The organism is Streptomyces sp. NPDC052040, from assembly GCF_044548405.1.
GTDB lineage: Bacteria > Actinomycetota > Actinomycetes > Streptomycetales > Streptomycetaceae > Streptomyces.
In genome coordinates this window covers 213,321-229,771 of record NZ_JBIUBV010000002.1, presented here as the reverse complement: position 1 = coordinate 229,771, position 16,451 = coordinate 213,321, and the positions used below count along the sequence as shown (strand labels likewise).

Annotated in this window: 13 protein-coding genes and 1 tRNA gene; 11 read left to right on the top strand and 3 right to left on the bottom strand. The window is 71.4% G+C overall.

Annotated features, from left to right (window positions below; translation table 11 throughout):
- Positions 1 to 43 precede the first annotated feature (43 nt).
- Positions 44 to 1,645, bottom strand: coding sequence for a dynamin family protein (locus tag ACIHAA_RS07195; protein WP_399814083.1), 1,602 nt, complete (start codon positions 1,643 to 1,645; stop codon positions 44 to 46).
- 306 nt (positions 1,646 to 1,951) lie between these two features.
- Here ACIHAA_RS07195 and ACIHAA_RS07190 point away from each other — a divergent pair.
- The 5 genes from ACIHAA_RS07190 to ACIHAA_RS07170 all read left to right on the top strand — a co-directional run bounded on the left by ACIHAA_RS07190 (position 1,952) and on the right by ACIHAA_RS07170 (position 6,677).
- Positions 1,952 to 2,027: transfer RNA gene (locus ACIHAA_RS07190), tRNA-Arg, on the top strand.
- A gap of 492 nt (positions 2,028 to 2,519) precedes the next feature.
- Positions 2,520 to 2,957, top strand: a complete 438-nt coding sequence (locus ACIHAA_RS07185) for a hypothetical protein (RefSeq protein ID WP_399814081.1) — start codon at positions 2,520 to 2,522, stop codon at positions 2,955 to 2,957.
- Between the two features lie 620 nt (positions 2,958 to 3,577).
- Positions 3,578 to 4,840, top strand: coding sequence for a DUF11 domain-containing protein (locus ACIHAA_RS07180; RefSeq protein ID WP_399814079.1), 1,263 nt, complete (start codon positions 3,578 to 3,580; stop codon positions 4,838 to 4,840).
- 82 nt (positions 4,841 to 4,922) lie between these two features.
- On the top strand, positions 4,923 to 5,666 hold the full coding sequence (locus ACIHAA_RS07175; RefSeq protein WP_399814077.1) for a L,D-transpeptidase: 744 nt from the start codon (positions 4,923 to 4,925) through the stop codon (positions 5,664 to 5,666).
- A gap of 51 nt (positions 5,667 to 5,717) precedes the next feature.
- Positions 5,718 to 6,677: a D-2-hydroxyacid dehydrogenase family protein gene (locus ACIHAA_RS07170; protein ID WP_399814075.1), complete on the top strand. Its 960-nt coding sequence runs from the start codon at positions 5,718 to 5,720 to the stop codon at positions 6,675 to 6,677.
- 91 nt (positions 6,678 to 6,768) lie between these two features.
- Here ACIHAA_RS07170 and ACIHAA_RS07165 read toward each other — a convergent pair whose 3' ends face one another.
- Positions 6,769 to 7,590, bottom strand: coding sequence for a hypothetical protein (locus ACIHAA_RS07165; RefSeq protein ID WP_399814073.1), 822 nt, complete (start codon positions 7,588 to 7,590; stop codon positions 6,769 to 6,771).
- Between the two features lie 251 nt (positions 7,591 to 7,841).
- Positions 7,842 to 8,081, bottom strand: a complete 240-nt coding sequence (locus ACIHAA_RS07160; RefSeq protein WP_399814071.1) for a chaplin — start codon at positions 8,079 to 8,081, stop codon at positions 7,842 to 7,844.
- A gap of 248 nt (positions 8,082 to 8,329) precedes the next feature.
- Between ACIHAA_RS07160 and iolC the strand changes: the two genes are divergently transcribed.
- The 6 genes from iolC (at position 8,330) to ACIHAA_RS07130 (ending at position 16,408) form a co-directional block, all read left to right on the top strand.
- Complete coding sequence (gene iolC, locus ACIHAA_RS07155) at positions 8,330 to 9,316, top strand: 5-dehydro-2-deoxygluconokinase (RefSeq protein WP_399814069.1); 987 nt, start codon at positions 8,330 to 8,332, stop codon at positions 9,314 to 9,316.
- Positions 9,317 to 9,402: 86 nt separating this feature from the next.
- Complete coding sequence (locus ACIHAA_RS07150) at positions 9,403 to 10,392, top strand: deoxyribose-phosphate aldolase (RefSeq protein WP_399814067.1); 990 nt, start codon at positions 9,403 to 9,405, stop codon at positions 10,390 to 10,392.
- A gap of 7 nt (positions 10,393 to 10,399) precedes the next feature.
- Entirely contained in the window at positions 10,400 to 11,221 is an 822-nt protein-coding gene (gene iolB / locus ACIHAA_RS07145) for a 5-deoxy-glucuronate isomerase (RefSeq protein WP_399814065.1), read from the top strand.
- Positions 11,218 to 13,101 (top strand): 3D-(3,5/4)-trihydroxycyclohexane-1,2-dione acylhydrolase (decyclizing), encoded by a 1,884-nt coding sequence (gene iolD, locus ACIHAA_RS07140; RefSeq protein WP_399814063.1) that lies wholly within the window; start codon positions 11,218 to 11,220, stop codon positions 13,099 to 13,101. Before iolB ends, iolD begins: the two co-directional genes overlap by 4 nt.
- Positions 13,102 to 13,115: 14 nt before the next feature.
- Positions 13,116 to 14,618, top strand: a complete 1,503-nt coding sequence (mmsA, locus tag ACIHAA_RS07135) for a CoA-acylating methylmalonate-semialdehyde dehydrogenase (protein WP_399814060.1) — start codon at positions 13,116 to 13,118, stop codon at positions 14,616 to 14,618.
- A gap of 389 nt (positions 14,619 to 15,007) precedes the next feature.
- A complete protein-coding gene (locus ACIHAA_RS07130) occupies positions 15,008 to 16,408 on the top strand; it encodes an APC family permease (RefSeq protein WP_399814058.1) in 1,401 nt (466 codons plus the stop codon).
- The last annotated feature ends 43 nt before the right edge of the window (positions 16,409 to 16,451 follow it).

Genomic DNA, 16,451 nt, shown 5'->3' with positions numbered 1-16,451 from the left:
TGCTCTGCGTGATCCGTGCGGCCCGTGGTGGCAGTCACCGCGGTCACCTCTCCTTCTGCAATACGGACAGCGCGGCGATCAGTTCGGCCTGTGGTTCGGCCTGGACGTCGAGGTCGTCGAGCGGGGCCATCCGGCGCTCGCGTTCCGTACGCAGCGCCCGGTCCAGATACTCGGCGAGCAGTTGTGCGGCCCGGTCGTGCAGCCGGAGCGCCGCAGTGGCGCCGATCCGCTCGGCCAGTCCCTCCCCCGCTCCCTGGGCCCGGCGGCCGCCGAGAAGCTCCGCGGCCGCCAGCGCGGCCACCTCCTCGGCGTCCACGACCACGCTCCGGTCGAGGTCGCGCACCGCTTCCTCGGCGTACTCCTCGAGCACGCGGCGCCATCGCCGTACGGCCATTCCGATCCGGTGCTCGGCGCTGTCCAGGGCCGGATCCCGGTCGGTCAGCCCGGCCGCGGCAGGCTCGCCCCGCCAGGCCGCGTCGATGCTCGCGTCGGCGGCCGTGACGGCGCACAGCAGCAGGGCACCGAGGCTCTCCATGAGGGCGTCCAGCAGCTCGCCCGAGGTGCAGTCCCGGGGATAGGTGCGCCACCGGGTCAGTGCGTCCCCGGCGAGCACGGCCCCGGCCCGGAGTCTGTTCCGTACGCGTGCGCCTTCGTTGTCGTAGGCGGTGTCGACGGCGGCCGTCAGGCGCAGCGCGGCGGCGTACTGGGCGGCCGCCGCCCCGGCCAGTTCGGGCATGCGGGACTTCAGCGAGTCGAGGACGCCGTACGCCGTACGCGCCACCGCGGTCTCCCGGGCGGCCGGGTCCTGCACCTGGTACGTGAGCCATTCGAGCAGCGGCGCGACGGCCGAGGCGGGCAGCAGTCCCCCGCCCCAGGCGGACTCGGGCAGCTCGGGCACGGTGAAGCGCGGGACGTCGCCGAGCCCGGCCTTGGTGAGCAGGGCTCCGTACTGCCGGGACACCTCGGCCACGACCTGATGGGGCACCCGGTCCAGCACCGTGACAAGGGTGGCCCGGTGCTCCTTGGCGGTCCGCAGCAGATGCCACGGCACGGCGTCGGCGTACCGTGCCGCGGTGGTGACCAGGATCCAGATGTCGGCGGCGCAGATCAGCTCGGCGGCGAGGACCCGGTTCTCGGCGACCAGGGAGTCGATGTCGGGGGCGTCGAGGAGAGCGAGGCCGCGCGGGAGGGCGTCGGTGGTCTCGACCCGCAGCACCCGTTCCCCGCGTTCGAGAAGGGGATGGGAATCGTCGCCGCCCTCCTGGTGGGGCAGCCACACCCGGGTGAGGTCGGGCAGGACGCGCATCCCGCTGAACCAGTGGTGGTCCTCGGGATGGCAGACGAGTACGGGCGTACGCGTGGTCGGCCGCAGCACGCCCGCCTCGCTGACTCTGCGGCCCACGAGGGAGTTGACGAGGGTCGACTTTCCGGCGCCGGTCGATCCGCCGACGACGGCCAGCAACGGTGCTTCGGGCTCTTTGAGCCGGGGCACCACATAGTCGTCGAGCTGTGCGAGAAGCTCGTCGCGGCTGGCGCGCGCCCGGGGAGCCCCCATCAGGGGCAGCGGAAAGCGAGCGGCGGCGACACGGTCGCGCAGGGCGGAGAGCGCGTCGAGCAGCTGAGGCCGTACGTCCAAGGTCACCACATGCGAAGAATGCCCGCTTTTGGTTCCTTTATGAAGCATATGGGCACGTGTACGCGCCGACAGGACACAGGGGACGGAAGGGGCGACTGGGGCGGGGGCATAACGAGTGCACAACACCCGGGGCGTCAGGCGCCAAAAGCGATGCGCGATTCGCACCTGCCTGCGATTATCAGGACCGCTTCACTGAACCTCCACATCGAGCCACGGAGGGGAAGCGCGAGGGGCAAGGACCCGGGAGCCCTATCCTTGTCCTCGGAAAGGTCACAATCGGCCCACACCCGGGCACCGCGACAGACCACCACACCGGCCCCCGTAGCTCAGTGGATAGAGCAGGCGCCTTCTAAGCGCTTGGCCGCAGGTTCGAGTCCTGCCGGGGGCGCCACCGAGATCCAGCCAGTATGCGCTCGGCGCAGCGGCAGTGGAAGCGGCCCGGCCGGATGGCCCGCCGCAGCCGTCCGAGGCCGGTACGGACCCTGTTCAGCGCATCACACCGGGCATCGCGGCCGCGCCGATACCGGGCCTTCGGCGCGCGCACGCCCCGACTCCAGGCCCCACCCCCGAGCCGAGGCCCCATCCCGGCCCCAGCCCCGGCTTCCCCGGCCCCGGCCCCGGCTTCGGCCCCCAGCACCGGATGGAATTCAGCCGACTCCGCCACCGCCCCATTGATTGACCGGAAATGACTGGTCGGCGAATGCAGGGAGTTGCTCAGCCTTCGTGCGGAACTGCCAGAGTTTTGTAGGGAATTGGTAACAGCGCCGGGTGGGGTGAAACGCTCGGGTCAACCCATCTGTCTGACTGGTCGGCAAGGCGCACCGGGCGCCTTCATGAAGGGGGCGGTTCCCCCCTGTTGGGGGAACCGCGGGAGGGAAAGTCCATGACCAGGACGGAGAAGACCGAGATGAAGAAGACCGGGATGATGAGGCGGGGCGGCCGCGCGGCTGTGATCGGTGCGCTGGGTCTCGCCTCTGTCGCCCTGGCCGCCGCACCGGTGTTCGCGAAAGGCTCCGTGGACATCACGGCGCCCCACACCGCACAGGTCGGAAAGGCCATCACGGTCCAGGCGCACGGCGGCGATGACAGCGCCGGCTATCTGCACCAGCTGTGCCTGGAGGAGAACGGATTCGGCGAAGGATGGCACCAGGAGAATTGCAGCGCCGCGGTCAAGGGCGACGCGCGGGTCACCGCACAGGGCACGTCCGCGCGCCGCGGTGACCTGAAGTTCCGCGCGGTGCTGTACGGCCTGACCAACCCGCACGACCAGAAGCCCGTGCGTCTGCACACCTCTGACGTGGTGACGGTGCAGGTCCGCTGAGCCTGCCAGCCACCGCCGCCCCCGGCCCCCGGCCGGGGGCTTCGTGCGTCCAGGGGTTCGCGCGTACAGAGATTCGCGCGTCCGCCGTGCATTTCCGGGGTCCGCCGATTAATCGACGATCTTTTGAGAGGAATTTCCTTGCGGCTCACCGCTTCCTCGCCTCACACATGAAATTGCACGCACTGACATTGCACGCACTGACATTGCACGCACGACGAGGATCGTTCCCGCTTTCTCACACCGGAAGCTTTCCCTCCCTTTGCCCGACTCCCACCCGGGGCCACAGGCGGGCGAAACGGCACCCACTCGGGCGAGGGAATAAAGCGGCGGAAAATCCGAACCCATCACGCCCGGAGCGACTCACTCCGCATGCCACGCCGAGGCATGCTCCATTGGGACTAAAAAGAGTCCGCACATCGCGCCAGAGCTGACCGATAAAGATCCCATGTGCTCTTCTTCAACTGAAATCTTCCGACAGGCCGCCTTCGGCAGCGGACGCATGGGCGCCGGCTGCGAGGGGCCTCCGGCATGAAGGGTCAATCCTCGTGAGTCAAGGTAACGGCAGGCGCCCCGGCGCTCGACGCGCGGGCACTGTGTCGGCGCTCACCATCGTGGGCATCATGACGGCGCTGACTTCGGGCATGGCTTCCTCCACCGCGGTGGCCGCCCCCAGCCAATCCGTCACCGCCGTGAAGGGGGTGCACTCCCCGGCGGCATCGCGTCAGACCGGTGTCGACCTCTCGGTGACGAAGACGGGTCCGGCCGCCGCGCGGGAAGGTGACAGCATCACCTACACCATCACGGTGACGAACAACAGCACGACCCCGTCCACCGGTTTCGCCATCACCGACTACCTGCCGACGGGCATCCGCGGCGTGGTGCCCCCGGTCGACTGCACCATCCCCATCCCCGGCCTGCTGACCTGCTCCCGCGGCGCGCTCGCGGCCCACACCAGCACGGCGATCACCTTCAGCGGCGTCGCGGGCCAGAGCTTCACCAACCTCCGCAACATCGTCACCGTCTCGGGCAACCAGCCCGACCCGGACTTCAGCAACAACGCCGCCGCCGTGAGCACCAACATCACCCAGCGGCGGGTGGACCTGGCGCTCAGCAAGTCGGGGCCGTCCTCGGCGCCGAACGGCAGCCCGGTCACCTACACCCTCACGGTGACGAACAACGGCCCCGCCTCCTCGACCGGCTGGGTCCTCACCGACCAGCTCCCGGCGGCGCTGCACGGCCCGTTCACCACCTCGGCGGGCTGCATGGTCTCCGGGTCCAACCTGCTGACCTGCACCGGCGGTCCGCTGGCCTCGGGAGCCAGCACCACGGTCACCGTCACCGGCGTCGCGGGCCCGAACTTCACCGGCGTCCGCAACACGGCGACGGTCCGGGGCAACGACTTCGACCCCGACCTGCGCAACAACACCGCCAGCAACCGGGTCCCCCGGGGCGGCCTCACCATCACCAAGACCGAGGACGACCGCCGGACGGTCAGGCCGGGCGACACCGTGCGGTACACCATCCGGGTCCGTAACACCGGGGACATGGACCTGGTGGGCGCCGACCAGGCCCACTTCACGGACGACCTGTCCGCCGTGCTGGACGACGCCCGGTACGACCACGACGCCACCGCCAGCCGCGGCACCGTCAGCTACGCCGCCCCGGTGCTCAGCTGGAGCGGTCCGCTCCTGCGCGGTGAGTCGGCGGTCATCCACTACTCGATCACCGTGGACCGCCAGGACTTCGGCGACCACCGGCTGCTGAACACCGTGGTCTCCGACACCCCCGGCAGCAACTGCCCGGCGACCGGAGCCAGCAGCGACTGCCGGACCTTCGACACCGTCCAGGGCCGGGACAAGGCGATCATCCCCGCCCAGCAGTAACGACCGGACGAAAAGTGCCCCGGGCCGAAGCATCGGCCCGGGGCACCGTCGTCAGCACCCCGCAGGCACCAGGAGGAAACCCATGACCGAGAAGGCACGCGTCCGCCGCGGCCCCGGGCGCCTTGTCGCGCTGGCCGTCCTGGCCGGATCCCTCACGGGGTCCCTGGTGGCGACCGGTGCGCCGGGAGCGGCAGCAGCGGGCGCGTCCGGGGAGCGCCCCCGGGGCGACGGGGGCACCGAGGTGTGCCGACTGTCCACCGGGCCCTACCAGCGCGAGGTGGAGAAGTATCTCGGCCTGCCCCAGGACGGAAAGCAGTCCGCCGAGGACTGTGCGGCGATCCGCACCCTCCAGAGCGCGTACGGCATCAGCCCGGCCGACGGCTATGCGGGGCTGGTCAGCCGCCGGGCCGCGGCCGTGGACTGGGCGGTGCGGCACCCGGCGTCGCTCACCGGCTGCTCCGGCCGGACCCGGCTGGTGGTCTGCGTCGACCAGTCGCGCCAGTTGCTGTGGGTGCAGCGGGGCAGAAAGGTCGTCTTCGGCCCGGTTCCGGCACGTACCGGAATGCCCGGCCACCGGACCCGCAACGGTACGCACCCGGTCTACCGGCGCGTGGTGAAGTTCTGGTCCAGCCTGTACGACGCGCCGATGCCGTACAGCCAGTTCTTCGACGGCGGCCAGGCCCTGCACGCGAGTTACCGCCCGATCTTCGAGGACCCGGGCTCCCATGGGTGCGTCAATCTCCGTTACGACGACGCGAAGGCCCTGTGGTCCCTGCTGCGCCTCGGGGACGGTGTGCGGGTCTTTGGTTCCCGGCAGGACAACTGAGCCCGCACACCGGTTCGGTAGAGTGCCGCCGTTGATCAGAAGGGGGCTGATATGCGGCTTCGCTGTGCCGTGCTCGACGACTTCCAGCAGGTCGCGACCACCGTCGCGGACTGGTCACCGGTGGCGGACCGGGTGGAGGTCGTGTCCTTCGCGGAGCACTTCGCCGACGAGGACGCCCTGGCCGAGGCGCTCGCCGGGTTCGACATCGTCGTCACCCTGCGCGAACGCGTGGCCTTTCCCGCCTCGCTGCTGGCCCGGCTGCCCCGGCTGAAGCTACTGATCGCATCCGGAATGCGGAACTCCGTCATCGACTACGCGGCCGCGGAGGCCGGTGGCGTGACCGTCTGCGGCACCGCCAGTTCCTCCACCCCGCCCGTCGAGCTGACCTGGGCGCTGCTGCTCGGGCTCGCGCGCGGCATCGTGCCCGAGAGCAACTCCCTGCGGGACGGCGGCCCCTGGCAGAGCACGGTCGGCGCCGATCTGCACGGGCGGCGGCTCGGACTGCTCGGCCTCGGGAAGATCGGCGGCCGGGTGGCCCGCGTCGGGCTGGCCTTCGGCATGGAGGTCTCCGCCTGGAGCCGTCATCTCACCCGGGAACGCGCGGACGAGGTCGGTGTCGAACGCGCCGCTTCCCTGGACGAGTTGCTGATGAGCAGTGACTTCGTCTCGGTGCACCTCGCGCTCGGGGACCGCTCCCGGGGGCTGCTCGGTGCCCGTGAACTCGCGCTGTTGAAGCCGACCGCCTATCTGGTCAACACCTCGCGGGCCGCGATCGTGGACCAGGACGCCCTGTTGGAGGCCCTGCACGCGGGGCGGATCGCCGGTGCGGGCGTAGACGTGTTCGATCTGGAGCCGCTCCCGGCCGGGCATCCGATGCGTACCGCCCCGCGGCTGCTCGCCACCCCGCACCTGGGCTATGTCTCCCGCGCCAACTACGCGACGTACTACGGCGAGGCCGTCGAGGACATCCGCGCCTACCTCGCCGGAGAGCCCGTACGCCGCCTCGGCTGACCACCGCCCGCCCGGCCCGCAGACGCTCGGCGGCCACGACGGGCCGGACGGGCGACGTACCGGGCCGGGCCCCGCGGCCGCGGAGCGGACCTCAGCCCGTCGAGTGCGACGGCATCGGCGCCAGCAGCAGCGAAGGAGCCGCCTTCGGCACCAGCGAGCCGGAGACCTTCGGCGGCTGCGACACAGAGGACTTCGGCAGCTGCGACCCGGAAACCCTGGGCAGCTGCGACGCGGAGGACTTCGGCATCGACGGCCCGGAAGTCTTCGGCATCGGGGACGCGAAGGCCCTCGGCATCAGCGACCCGGAAGCCTTCGGCATCGCGGACGTGGAGGCCTTCGGCAGCTGCGACGGAGAAAGCTTCGGCGGCTGCGACGCGGACGGCTTCGGCGACGGCAGTTCCGGGAGGCTGGGGAGGGCCGAGGCGTCGGAGGGGTTGGGCAGGGGCAGCGTCTCACCGGAGACGAAGCCCGAGGCGAGGACCTTGGCGAGACCGTTCACCACGGCCGTGGCGCTCGGCGCCACCTGGCCGGTGTCGTCGGAGGTGGCGGCCGCGAGCAGCTTGTCGGTGGCCTGCTGGAGGTCCGCGACGGCGTCGTCCTCCCCGGCCACCGGGGCCTTGGTCGCCGACGAGGCCAGGGTCACCTGGGCGATGCCGTCGTCCACCGCCTTGCCGAGCCGGGCCGCCTGGTCGGCCGGAATCCGTCCGTGGTCCGCCTTGAGCACGGCGGCCAGCAGATCGGTGACCGGACGCACCAGGACATCGGCGCTCGGGGGCAGGGGGGCCGTCTCCGCGGGGACCCGGCCGCGTGCCGGGGCACGGTCGGCCACCGCGGCGGCCGGTCCGGCGATTCCGATGAGCAGCATGGCGCAGAGAGCGGGGCAGGCAAAGCGCCGCGCGGGCAGAACACGCATGATGTTCCCTTCGTCGTGAGGCTTGGTGCCTGAGATTCACCGTGGAAGGGGACATCGCGGACTGCAACCGTTCGGCTGCCGGGGGTAGCTGGGAAGAGTGATGCCGTCACCCGCGTCATGCCTGGTGGGACCGGCTGCGGAGAGATCGAAACGCACACCACCCGTTCGGTGCAACGACCGGGCGGCCGGACATACGCCGACCGGCCGCCCCCCTCGGGGGAGAGCGGCCGGCCGGAAGCGCCTGGCAGGCGTCAGTTGGTGGCGCAGTTGTTCGTGGACGCCGGGTTCAGCAGGCCGATGACGGTGGCCGTGACACCGCAGACGTTGGCGGGGACGTGCACCGGGGCCTCCACCACGTTGCCCGACACGATGCCCGGGGAGGTGTCGGCAGCGGCGCTTGCGCCGCTGTCGGCGGCGGCGATACCGGCGGTGCCCGCCACGGCCGCAGCGGCAACGGTGGTCAGGGCGAGGCCCTTCGCGATACGCGACATGGAGAAGTGCTCCTTGGAAGTTGTCACAAACGTCCGGGCGGAATGCCCGACGTTGAGTCAACTGCACGGCCCCCGTCCTGGTTGCGCCCCCGATGGGGTGATCTCCGGAATTGCCTGGGTTGCCGACGTCACCCTCCCCGGCGGCCCCGCCCGCCATGTCAAGCTGTCGTCCGAATGTCCGGACAAAGCATTGACAGGGCTCCCTCCGCACGGCTAGACCTGGGGGCAGCCAAGGGGAAGGGAACTCGATGGAGGAGTCCGAGGAGCGGGGCCCGCACGGCGCTGCCCCGTACGACCTGATCACCATGGGCCGGATCGGAGTGGATCTCTACCCGCTCCAGACGGGGGTGCCCCTGCACCGGGTGACGGCCTTCGGCAAGTTCCTGGGCGGGTCGGCCACGAATGTCGCGGTCGCCGCCGCCCGCCTCGGCCGCCGTACGGCGGTGATCACCCGCACCGGCGACGACCCCTTCGGCACCTACCTCCACGAGGAGCTGCGCGGCTTCGGTGTGGACGACCGCTGGGTGACCCCGGTACCGGGGCTGCCGACACCGGTCACCTTCTGCGAGGTCTTCCCGCCGGACGACTTCCCGCTGTACTTCTACCGGCAGCCCAAGGCACCCGACCTGGAGATCGGCCCGGGCGAGGTGGACCTGGACGCGGTCCGCGCCGCGCGCGTCTTCTGGATGACGGGCACCGGCCTGAGCGAGGAGCCGAGCCGCGCCGCGACACTCGCCGCCCTCGCCCACCGCGCCGCCTCCGGCCCCACGGTCTTCGACCTGGACTGGCGCCCCATGTTCTGGCGGGACGCCACTGCCGCGCGCCCCTTCTACGCCGAGGCCCTGCGCCACACCACCGTCGCCGTCGGAAATGTCGACGAGGTGGAGATCGCCACCGGGGAGCGCGAACCGCACGCCGCCGCCCGGGCCCTGCTGGACGCGGGCGTGGCCCTCGCCGTGGTCAAGCAGGGGCCCAAGGGGGTGCTCGCGGTGAGCGCCGCGGGCGAGTCCGCGCAGGTCCCCCCGCTGCCGGTGCGGGTCCTCAACGGCCTCGGCGCGGGCGACGCCTTCGGCGGCTCGCTCTGCCACGGGCTGCTCGCCGGCTGGGACCTGGAACGGATCATGCGGTACGCGAACGCGGCGGGGGCGATCGTGGCCTCCCGTCTGGAGTGCTCCTCCGCGATGCCGACCCCCGCCGAGGTCGAGGACGCGCTCACGGCGGGAGAGGTGCGATGACGGCGGAACACGCGGAGCACGCGGGGCACACGGAATGCCCGGGGCGCACGGAGCCTACGGGGCACACAGGGCACACGGAACGCATCGTGAGCCCCCAGCAGGAGTCCGGTACCGCCGCCGTCCCCGGCATACGGCAGCCCCCCGCCGCACACGGCACCGCGCTCCGGGAGAGCGCCCCGCCCTCCCCCGCCGCCCCCCGCGTGGACGTCTCCGAGCTGGTCCGTGTCCGCACCCGCCACCCCGAGGCCGTGGCCGAGGCGGCCGCCCGGCGGGGCAGGCGGCCGCTGCTCGGGGACACCGGACGGCTGATGATCGTCGCGGCCGACCACCCCGCCCGCGGCGCCCTCGGGGTCGGCGACCGCGCCCTGGCCATGGCGAGCCGCCGGGACCTGCTGGAGCGGCTGTGCCTCGCGCTGTCCCGGCCGGGTGTCGACGGGGTGCTGGCCACCGCGGACATCCTGGACGACCTGCTGCTGCTCGGCGCCCTCGACGGCAAGGTCGTCATGGGGTCGATGAACCGCGGCGGCCTTCAGGGGGCATCCTTCGAGCTGGACGACCGGTTCACCGGCCACCGGCCGCGGGACATCGAGCGGCTCCGCTTCGACGCGGGCAAACTGCTGCTGCGCATCGACTACGACGACCGGGGCTCGCTCAACACCCTGGAGTCCACCGCGCGGGTGATCGACGAGATGGCCGAGCGCCGGATCCCGGTGTTCGTCGAGCCGTTCATCAGCCGCCGCACCCCCGGCGGGGGGCTGCGCAACGATCTCGGCGCCGAGGCCGTCACCCGGTCCATCGCCATCGCCAGTGGTCTGGGCGGCAGTTCGGCGTACACCTGGCTGAAGGTGCCCGTGACGGAGAACCCGGACGACATGGCCCGGGTGATGGAGACCTCCACCCTGCCGGCCGTGCTGCTCGGCGGCGATGTCGGCCGGGACCAGCAGGGGGCGTACGAGAAGTGGCGCGGGGCACTCCGACTGCCGACCGTCAAGGGCCTGGTGGTGGGCCGTTCGCTGCTGTATCCGGCGGACGGCGATGTCGCCACCGCCGTCGACACCGCCGTAGGACTTCTGTGAGGGCCGCATGAGCAAGGAGCTGTACGTTCCCCGGGGGGCGGCCGCGAACGGCCGGTACTCCCTCGACATCGACCCCGGGCGGGCTGGCTGGAGCCACAGCAGTCTGCGGGTCCTGGAGCTGCGGCCGGGCGACACCGAGGTGTTCACCACCGGGGACAGCGAATGGATCGTGCTTCCTCTCGAAGGCGCCTGTACCGTGCGCACCGAGGACACCGCCTTTCAACTCCTGGGCAGGGACGACGTTTTCGCGGGGGCATCGGACTTCGCGTACGTGCCCCGGGACGCCCGGGTGCAGATCGCCTCCGGCGCGGGAGGCCGCTTCGCCCTGGCAGGAGCGAAGTGCGAGCGCCGACTCCCCGCCCGCTACGGCCCCGCGCCGGAGGTTCCCGTCGAAGACCGCGGCAGCGGCGGCTGCGCCCGGCAGGTGCGCAACTTCGCCTCGGCCGACGCCTTCGAGTGCGACCGGCTCATCGCCGTGGAGGTGATCACACCCGGCGGCCACTGGTCCTCGTACCCGCCGCACAAGCACGACGAGTCGCGGCCGGGCGAGGAATCCGTGCTGGAGGAGATCTACTACTTCGAGATCGAGGGGCCGAACGGCTTCGGCTACCAGCGCGTGTTCCCCTCCCGCGAGGGCGGCGCCGATGTGCTCGCCGAGGTGCGCAGCGGGGACGCCGTCCTCGTCCCCGACGGCTGGCACGGCCCCTCCGTCGCCCAGCCCGGGCACACCATGTACTACCTGAACGTCATGGCCGGTCCGGGCGAGGAGCGCGCCTGGCGGATCTCCTTCCACCCGGACCACACGGAAAGCACAGGGGGTTACCGATGACCTCGACGACGAGGCTCACCGTCGCGCAGGCGCTCGTCCGCTTCCTGGCCGCCCAGTACACCGAGCGCGACGGGGTGCGCCACCGGCTGATCGGCGCCACCTGGGGCATCTTCGGCCACGGCAATGTCGCGGGCCTCGGGCAGGCGCTGGTCGAATACGGCGATGTGATGCCCTTCCACCAGGGCCGCAACGAGCAGTCGATGGTGCACGCGGCGGTCGGCCACGCCCGCCAGGCGAACCGGCTGTCCGCGCACGCGGTGACCACGTCCATCGGCCCCGGTGCCACCAACCTGGTCACCGGCGCGGCCCTCGCCACGGTCAACCACCTCCCGGTCCTGCTGCTGCCCGGCGATGTCTTCGCCACCCGCCCGGCCGACCCGGTGCTCCAGCAGCTGGAGGTCCCGCAGGCCGGTGACGTGTCCGTCAACGACTGTCTGCGTCCGGTGTCGCGGTACTTCGACCGGATCACCCGCCCCGAGGCGCTGATCCCGGCCGCCCTCCAGGCGATGCGGGTGCTCGCCGACCCGGTGGAGACGGGCGCCGTGACCCTCGCGCTGCCGCAGGACGTGCAGGCGGAGGGCTTCGACTGGCCCATGGAGTTCTTCGCCGAACGGGTCTGGGCGGTGCGCCGCCCGGGCGCCGACCCGGGCGAACTGGCCGCCGCCGTGCAGGCGGTCCGGTCCGCCCGGCGCCCCCTGGTGGTGGCGGGCGGCGGAGTCCACCACAGCCGGGCGGAGCAGGCGCTCGCGGAGTTCGCCGAGACCACCGGCGTCCCGGTCGCCTCCACCCAGGCGGGCAAGGGCTCGCTGCGCTGGGACCACCCGCAGGACGTGGGCGGCATCGGCCACACCGGCACGGCGACCGCCGACGAACTGGCCCGCGCCGCCGACCTGGTGATCGGCGTCGGCACCCGCTACACCGACTTCACCACGGCCTCCGGCACCCTCTTCGCCGGGGAGGGCGTGCGCTTCCTCAATCTCAACATCGCCCCGCTCGACGGCCACAAGCTCTCCGGGCTGCCGCTGATCGCGGACGCGCGCAGCGGTCTGGAGGAGCTGACCGAGGCGCTGCAAGTGCACGGGTTCCGCGTCGACCCCGGGTACGCCACCGCGTACACGGAGGGCAAGCGGCACTGGGAGGAGCGGGTGGACACCTGCTTCGCGGCCCCCGATCCGGACGTACGGCCGACGCAGCCGCAGGTGCTCGGCGCGCTGGACGCGGTGGTCGACGAGTCCGACATCCTCGTGGGCGCGGCGGGCTCCCTCCCGGGCGATCTGCACAAGCTGTGGCGGACCCGCTCGCCCGACCAGTACCACCTGGAGTACGGCTACTCCTGCATGGGCTACGAGATCCCGGCCGCGATCGGGGTGAAGATGGCGGCACCCGAGCGGCCGGTGTGGGCGCTGGTCGGCGACGGCACCTATCTGATGATGCCGACGGAGATCGTCACGGCCGTGCAGGAGGGGATCGCGATCAAGGTCCTGCTGGTGCAGAACCACGGCTACGCCTCCATCGGCGGTCTGTCGGAGTCCGTGGGCGGCGAGCGGTTCGGCACCGCCTACCGCTTCCGGTCCGCGGACGGCTCCTACACGGGGGCGCCGCTGCCCGTGGACCTGGCGGCCAACGCGGCCAGCCTGGGCATGCGGGTGCTGCGTGCGAGGACCGCGGGCGAGCTGCGCGGGGCGCTCGCCGAGGCGCGTGCCGCGGACACTCCCACATGTGTCTACGTGGAGACCGAAACCGCAGACACTGTGTCGGGCGCACCTCCGGCACAGGCCTGGTGGGATGTACCCGTGGCCGAGACCGCGACACGGCCGTCGGCGGTCACGGCGCGTGAGGAGTACGACCGGCACGTCTCGACCCGGCGCCGCCATCTGTGAAGGAGTTTTTGGGCATGACGAAGACCGTCAACCACTGGATCGGCGGCAAGCCCGTCGAGGGCGCGTCGGGCTCGTACGGTCCGGTGACGGACCCGGCGACCGGCGCGGTGACCGCCCGGGTCGCCTTCGCGACCGTGGACGAGGTGGACGCGGCGGTCGCCGCGGCCAAGGAGGCGTTCGTGACGTGGGGGCAGTCGTCCCTCGCGCAGCGCACCTCCGTCCTGTTCAAGTTCCGTGCGCTGCTGGACGAGCACCGCGACGAGATCGCCGAGCTGATCACCGCCGAGCACGGCAAGGTGCACGGCGACGCGCTCGGCGAGGTGGCGCGCGGCCTGGAGATCGTCGACCTGGCCTGCGGGATCAGCGTCCAGCTGAAGGGCGAGCTGTCCACCCAGGTGGCGAGCCGGGTGGATGTGGCCGCGATCCGGCAGCCGCTGGGTGTGGTGGCGGGCATCACGCCGTTCAACTTCCCGGCGATGGTCCCGATGTGGATGTTCCCGATCGCCATCGCCTGCGGCAACACCTTTGTGCTGAAGCCGTCCGAGAAGGACCCCTCGGCGTCGCTGCGCCTGGCGGAGCTGTTCGCGGAGGCCGGGCTGCCGGACGGTGTCCTCAATGTCGTGCACGGTGACAAGGCGGCCGTGGACCGGCTGCTGGAGCACCCGGACGTCCAGGCGGTGTCCTTCGTCGGCTCCACCCCGATCGCCCGTTACATCCACACCACCGCCTCCGCGAACGGCAAGCGGGTCCAGGCCCTGGGCGGCGCCAAGAACCACATGCTGGTGCTGCCGGACGCCGATCTGGACGCGGCCGCGGACGCGGCGGTCTCGGCGGCGTACGGCTCGGCGGGCGAGCGCTGCATGGCGATCTCCGCGGTGGTGGCGGTCGGCGCCATCGGTGACGAGCTGGTGGAGAAGATCCGCGAGCGCGCCGAGAAGATCAAGATCGGTCCGGGCGACGACCCGGCCTCCGAGATGGGCCCGCTGATCACCAAGGCGCACCGCGACAAGGTGGCCTCGTATGTGACGGGCGCGGCGGCGGAGGGCGCCGAGGTGGTCCTCGACGGCACCGGTTACACCGTCGACGGCTACGAGGACGGCCACTGGATCGGCATCTCGCTGCTGGACCGGGTGCCGACCACGGCGCGGGCGTACCGGGACGAGATCTTCGGCCCGGTGCTGTGCGTGCTGCGGGCGGAGAGCTACGAGGAGGGGCTCGCCCTCATCAACGCCTCCCCGTTCGGCAACGGCACCGCGATCTTCACCCGGGACGGCGGCGCGGCCCGCCGCTTCCAGCTGGAGGTCCAGGCGGGCATGGTGGGCGTGAACGTGCCGATCCCGGTCCCGGTGGGCTACCACTCCTTCGGCGGCTGGAAGGACTCGCTCTTCGGCGACCACCACATCTACGGCAACGACGGCACGCACTTCTACACCCGCGGCAAGGTGGTCACCACGCGCTGGCCCGACCCGTCCGAGGCCCCCGCGGGAGTGGACCTCGGGTTCCCGCGCAACCACTGAGGACCTCTCCTCAGCCGCTGTGAGTCCTCGTCAGGCCGTCCGGTATCCGGACGGCCTGACATTTTTTTGACATCTTCGCTGCGGTTCCCGTGCGGGCGTCACCAAACGGGTGATGCAGGCCAACAACCGCATTCACCTTGGAAAGCAAGGTCCAATCACAGAACGGCTTGGCTAATGAGATAGAAGGGCGTCTTGCCCTGGGAAAGCAACCCGCCATGGGCCGCTTTACAAGTGCGGATTCCGAAGGTTAACGGCCATTGACGCAGCGGTTTTCGTCGGGGTTCCATGCAGCGCACCGGGAGCGGACCAGAACCACGAAGACCCAGCCCTCCGGAGGCGATAGCGCTCCCGCCCGGACCACCACCGCACGAGTCGATCGGAACCGCCGCATGACCGACACGCTCCGCCCTGTCGAGAACTCCGTCGCCCTGGCACCGGACAGCAGTCCCCGGACGCTCAAGCGGTCCATCGGAGTCGTCGGCGGCACTCTGCTCACCCTCTCGTGCGTGACGCCCGCCTCCACCCTCTTCGTGGTCGTCCCCGATCTCTTCGGCTCGCTCGGCACCGCCACCGCCCTCACCATCGCCATCGGCTCCCTGCTCTGTATCGCCGTGGCGTTCTGCTACTCGGAGCTGGGCACCCTGATCCCCAGCGCGGGCGGCGAGTACGCCATGGTGTCGACGCTCGCCGGACGGCTCGCGGGCTGGCTGGTCTTCGTACTGTCCCTGCTGGTCGTGATGATCGTCCCGCCGGTGATCGCCATGGGCACGGCGGACTACCTCGCCCCGGTCGTGCACCTCGACCCCGCGCTGACCGGCGCCGGGGTCATGCTGCTCGCCACCCTCGCCGGACTGCTGGACCTGCGCGCCAACGCGTGGATCACCGGCATCTTCCTGGTCCTGGAAGTGGTGGCCGCCGGGGTCGTCGCGGTCCTCGGCTTCACCCACGGCCGGCGCGGCCCCGACAGCCTGGTCTCCATGCAGGTGGCCGGCACCGGCGGCCACACCGACACCGTGACGGCGATGCTGGTGGTCTCCGGACTCGCCATCGCCCTCTTCGTCACTCAGGGCTTCTCCACCGCCGTCTACCTCTCCGAGGAACTGGAGAACCCGCGCCGCAACGTGGCCCGCACGGTCCTCGCCACCCTCGCCATCTCCTCGGTGGTCATCCTGGTCCCGGTGGTGGCCATCACCCTGGGCGCCCCCGATCTGAAGGCACTGACGAGCGGCGACATCAGCACCATGGTCATCGCCTGGTCCAACTCGGCCGTCGGCACCTTCGTCAGCCTCTGCGTGGCGCTCGCCATCATCAACGCGGGCATCGTGATGGTCATCCAGAACTCCCGCGTGCTGTTCGCCTCCGCCCGCGACAAGGCCTGGCCCGAGCCGGTCAACAACGCCCTGTCCAGGCTCGGCCGGTTCGGCTCCCCCTGGGTCGCCACCCTCCTCGTCGGCGTCCCCGGCGCACTGCTGTGCTTCGTCAACCTGGACACCCTCTACGGCGTCACGGGCGTCTCGGTGACCGGCATGTATCTGCTGGTCGCGGTCGCCGCCCTGCTGGCCCGGCGCGGCAGCCACCGGCACACGCCCGCCTGGCGGATGCCGCTGTGGCCCGTGATGCCGGTGCTGCTGATCGCGGTCCTCGGCTACATCCTGACCCAGCAGGAGACCGTCTATCTGCTGTGGACCGGCGGCATCACCGCCGCGGCCACCCTCTACTGGGCGCTCTACCTCCGCCCCCGCCGCGACACCCGCTGGCTGGTGTCGATCCCCGAGGACGCACAGGCCTGAGCGCCGCCCCGCCGCGGCCGCCAGCACGCCGTACCGCGGCTGC